Below are 4,749 nucleotides of genomic sequence, written 5' to 3'. Positions count from 1 at the left end.
ATGGTTAATTCCAAATAGAAAAAATTAGAGCTGTTTCGAGTATGATACATAATTTTAAGAAAGAAAATACCGAATAAAGCATTGACGCAAAATTTACATTGGGTTTTCTTTTAAAAATCCTAACTTATTGAATTCTTAGTTTCTTCAATACTCTTAAATGAAAGCATTAGCCAATACTTCGAACTTCTTTCTGTTACTAGGTGCTATTTGGATTTTTTCCTGTTCCAGTTCTACCGAAACTGAAACTAATATTCAATATCCTGAAAGGCCAAATATTGTTTGGATTGTGAATGAAGATATGTCCCCTGAGCATTTGGGAGCTTATGGAGGGACTGGAGGTAAAACTCCGGTCTTGGATCAATTTGCAAAAGAGAGCCTAAAATATACCAATGCATTTTCTACGGCTGGCGTTTGTGCCCCCAGCAGAGCTGCAATAATCACAGGAGCATATCAAACATCAATAGGAGCTCATAATATGCGAACTCTAGGAATGTCTGCTGATGCACTGGATGCTTATCCTCCCAATTTCAAATCCTACTCAGTGGTTTTACCAGAAGGTATGCGTGGATTTCCTGAATATTTGAGAATGATTGGCTACTACACTACCAATAATTCCAAAGAGGATTATCAATTTGTTGCACCAAAAACCATGTGGGATGAAAGTAGCTCTAAAGCTCATTGGAAAAATAGGCCTGATCCGAATCAACCTTTTTTCTCTATTTTTAATCTTACCATTTCTCATGAGTCTCAGGTTTGGGCAAGGGCTGATGAACCTCTTTTAGTGGATCCTGATTCTGTGAAAGTGCCTCCGGTATATCCCGATGATTCCATTTCTAGAAATACTATAGCCCGATTTATTACTAATGTCATGCGAATGGATACTCAAGTGGGAGAGTTACTTCAGGAGCTAAAAGATGCAGGACTGTATGATAACACGATTATATTCTACTATTCAGATCATGGAGATGGAATGCCTTATTTCAAGCGTGAGATTTATGATAGAGGTTTAAAAATCCCTCTTCTTATTAAAGCTCCATTTCTAGAACCAGGTTCTGTAACTAATGAACTGGTTAGCTTTGTAGATTTTGCACCGACCATCTTCTCTTTAGTAGGTATAAAAATCCATCCTACTATGCAAGGTCAAGCTTTTTTGGGAGCACAAAAATCACAACCAAGAAAATATGTTTATGCTGCCCGAGATAGGATGGATTCTGAGGTTGATCGGGTCAGAGCAGTGAGTGATGGACGCTTTAAATATATCCGGAACTATATGGTCAAAAAACCAAACTATCAGAATATAAGATATCGATTAAATAATCCTTTAATGATTCACCTATTAGAACTCCATGAAGAGGGGGAATTGACTCCTGATCAGGAAAGGTGGTTTGATGAAACAAAACCTCAAGAAGAATTATATGACACCCAAGTAGATCCTTGGGAGTTCAATAATCTAGCAGAAAATCCTGAATATCAAGAGAAGCTTGAAGAAATGAGAAAAGCACATATTGATTGGAAAGATTATTATCGGGATATGGCTGATATACCTGAAATGCAAATGGTTTGGGAATGGTGGAATGAGAAAAATATTCCGCCAACTACAGAGCCAGCCATTGTCTTGTTTGAGAATGGATTGGTTGCTTTAGGATCCAAAACTCCAGGCGCTTCCATAGGTTATAGAAAATCATCCTCAGATGTTTGGACCGTTTACCAGAAACCATTCGAATGGGCAGCAGGAGATTCTTTATATGTTTTGGCACATAGAATAGGTTATGAGCCCAGTCAGGAAGCTTTAATTGTTAAATAATTGTTTCCTGTAAAAAGTTAATCCTCCAAGCATGGGATCCCTTCTCTTGAGTATTTCCCAAAAGGAGGGATAATTTTATACTCCTTGATTTTCTGTTGAAAATCGTAATCTTGGAGTTGATAATCAGGAGTATATCGAACATTATCCCAATACAAACTTCTAGGTTCGCTTGCCCTCAAATCTCCGGTATTTTCCATCCATTCTTGAAGTATCTTTCCCATGTCATTTTTGACCATCTTATAAGATGCATCATCCGCCAGATTATTCAATTGAAATGGATCTGCGATTACATCATAAAGCTCTACCTCTGGTCTTTTTTCAAATGCTAATTTGAAATAATCAGGCTCTCCAGAGATAGATTTCCCTTCCAAATTCATGATTAAAAATTTGGTAATGGAATTATCAATATCGCCATATTGGCCAACTGATTGATGGACTGTTGGATCCCCAGCAGGATTTCTCTCCGGCATCATATTTCGAATGTATAAATACTTGTGATCACGAATAGCTCTAATTGGATAGGAAAGGTCTCCTTTTCTGACATTAGCATGCCGTTCCCTCTCTAGATATACTTGATCACGATTTTGTTTTTCTCCGGCTAATAAAGGCCAAAGTGATTGCCCACTCATTGTTTCTTGATTTAATCCTGCTGCCTCAACAAAACTTGGAGCAAAGTCTATAAAATTGACAAAATCATTTATGACCGTACCTTGTTTTATTTTTTCAGGATATCTAATTGCCAAGGGCATTCTAGTTCCATAATCATAGAGAGTTGCTTTTGCTCGAGGAAAAGGCATGCCATTGTCACTGGTCATCACGATAATCGTATTGTCTAGCTCTCCTAATTCTTCCAGCATTTTTATTAATTGGCCGCACTCTCTATCAAATCTTTCGATTTCAAAATAATAATCCAGTATATCATTTCTCACACAGTCATTATCAGGAAAAAAACCAGGGACTTGAACATCCTCTAGGCTCATCCCAGTTTGAATCCCAGTATTTGTCACATATGTTCGATGGGGATCAGTGCTGCCAAACCAAAAAGTAAAGGGTTGATCATTCTCTTTCTGAGATAAAAAAGTTTTAAAATCTTCAAAAGATTTACCAGCTGGATTATGTTCTAAGCCACTGACTTTAAATTCCCCTGGTCCCCAACCTTTCCGAGTGGAACCGGTAAAGTATCCAGCTTCTTCCAAAATGGAAACGTAGCTAGGGTATTGAGCAGGAAATTCAGACCAAAGATTTCCTCCATCTTCATTCTGATGTGGATATCGGCCTAATAAAACTGAAGCTCTTGATGGAGAACAAGAGGGAGATGCGGTATAAGCATTTGCAAATAATGCTCCTTCGGCTGCTAATCGATCAAAAGTTGGAGTTCTAACGACGGGATCTCCATAAACTCCTGCGTGGGGATAAGACCAATCATCAGCGATTAAAAATAAAATATTAGGTTTTTTTTCTTGACTTAGGGCAGAAAAACAGAAGAAAAATAAAAGGATTAAGGATAGTGGATATTGTTTCATGTTAAACTGGGCTATTCAGAAATTTAAAACCTTCTAATAGCTAATCCAATCATATTTTATTTTATGTATGAAAATCCCATCAATCAATCATCAAACTTTCCAAAGCTTTGTAGCCTCCTCGAAGGATATTTAAGTCAACATTTTCATTGATACCATTCAATCTTCCTTTTTCAGAAAATTGCCAAATCGTCCAGGAATCACTTTCTGGGGTTTTAACCGGATTGTAATTTGCCACCCAAAGAGGGTAATCTTCAAATCCATTTCCTTCCAAAACATGTCTGTTGAAAGTATCTCCAGTATAGATGATAGGCTTTACTCCATAATGAGCTCCCACTAATTGCAACCAATTCAAAATTCCTGTCCTGAGGCGTTCTTGGGATTGAACGGTGGAATTTCGTTCTATATCTAAAATAGGTCTTAAATCCCCTTTTTCTAAATTCACGTTCTTGATGAAATTTTCTGCCTGCTTTGTACTGTTTTCGTTGGGTCTATAGTAATGATATGCTCCTTTGACAATATCCATGGTATCTAATGCCTCCCAATATTCATCGAAGAGCTTATCTTGATCATACCCCATGGTAGCCCTGAAAACAAAAAACTTAACAGGGATATCTTTAATTTGAAGTTCAAGCCTATCCCAGATTATTTTACCTTGATAATGCGAAATATCTATCCCCAACACAGGCTCTGGCTGAGTTTTGAAAACATATTCAAATTTCAAAGCTTCTTGTTCAGAAATAGGTTTATTAGAATAGTAAGGGGTATTGTGGAGCTGGTTCCAGGTAGTATAAATCAGAAACCCGGCTCCCGCAGTCAACAGTATCAAAAGAATGATCAACCCCAAAGGAGTTGATCTGGACTTTTTTCGAGGCATATAAATCGGAATAGAATAATTTTATCTAGTTAATCGATAGAGGAATAAAGTACTTCTTTTAATTAATTCAGGGTACTCTTTCATGTTGATAGTTTCACCAGGAGCATGTGCTCCTCTACCTGATGCTCCTAAGCCATCCAAACAATCTACGTAGTCGGCTACAAAGGAAATATCCCCAGCTCCTCTGCTACCAGGATCTCCAGGTTTTACTTCCCCTAATCCCATATCCTGACTTAATTGATTTAAAACCTCCGCAAGTGCATAATTTCCTTCCGTAGGAACCATGGAAGGTAATCCGTCTTCAAAGATAATTTCCGCATCAGTTTGGTTTAGATTTCTATCTACAATTGCCTGCATCTTTTCTCTAGCTGCATTTTTTTGTTCTTCGCCCAAGAACCTTAAATCCCCTGTAACGAGTGCTTCCCTAGCGACTATGTTTGTCTTTCCCAAAGCTTCTCCTTTACCGGTTTCGGAATTATAATTGATATCAGAACCTCCGATGATCTGACCGGGGTTAAAGGTTAAATACTGTTCTCCAGCCAATTCTT

At 37.7% G+C, this 4,749-nt stretch carries 4 protein-coding genes; 1 reads left to right on the top strand and 3 read right to left on the bottom strand.

Features of this window, described 5'->3' with window-relative positions:
* The first annotated feature begins 157 nt into the window (after positions 1-157).
* A complete protein-coding gene (locus tag Q0L68_RS16620) occupies positions 158-1,804 on the top strand; it encodes a sulfatase (RefSeq protein ID WP_296705316.1) in 1,647 nt (548 codons plus the stop codon).
* A gap of 17 nt (positions 1,805-1,821) precedes the next feature.
* On the opposite strand, the gene Q0L68_RS16615 is transcribed toward Q0L68_RS16620, so the two are convergent.
* The 3 genes from Q0L68_RS16615 to Q0L68_RS16605 form a co-directional block, all read right to left on the bottom strand.
* Positions 1,822-3,327 (bottom strand): sulfatase, encoded by a 1,506-nt coding sequence (locus Q0L68_RS16615; RefSeq protein WP_296705314.1) that lies wholly within the window; start codon positions 3,325-3,327, stop codon positions 1,822-1,824.
* Between the two features lie 79 nt (positions 3,328-3,406).
* Positions 3,407-4,201 carry a glycoside hydrolase family 25 protein gene (locus Q0L68_RS16610; RefSeq protein WP_296705313.1) on the bottom strand — a complete coding sequence of 265 codons (795 nt, stop codon included), beginning with the start codon at positions 4,199-4,201 and terminating at the stop codon, positions 3,407-3,409.
* Positions 4,202-4,222: 21 nt separating this feature from the next.
* On the bottom strand, positions 4,223-4,749 hold a 527-nt coding region (locus Q0L68_RS16605; protein WP_296705311.1), incomplete at its 5' end, for a peptidase dimerization domain-containing protein.

It is taken from the genome of Algoriphagus sp., from assembly GCF_024642405.1.
Classification (GTDB): domain Bacteria; phylum Bacteroidota; class Bacteroidia; order Cytophagales; family Cyclobacteriaceae; genus Algoriphagus.
The sequence above is the reverse complement of the archived record's forward strand: the minus strand, read 5'-3'. Positions and strand labels throughout refer to the sequence as shown.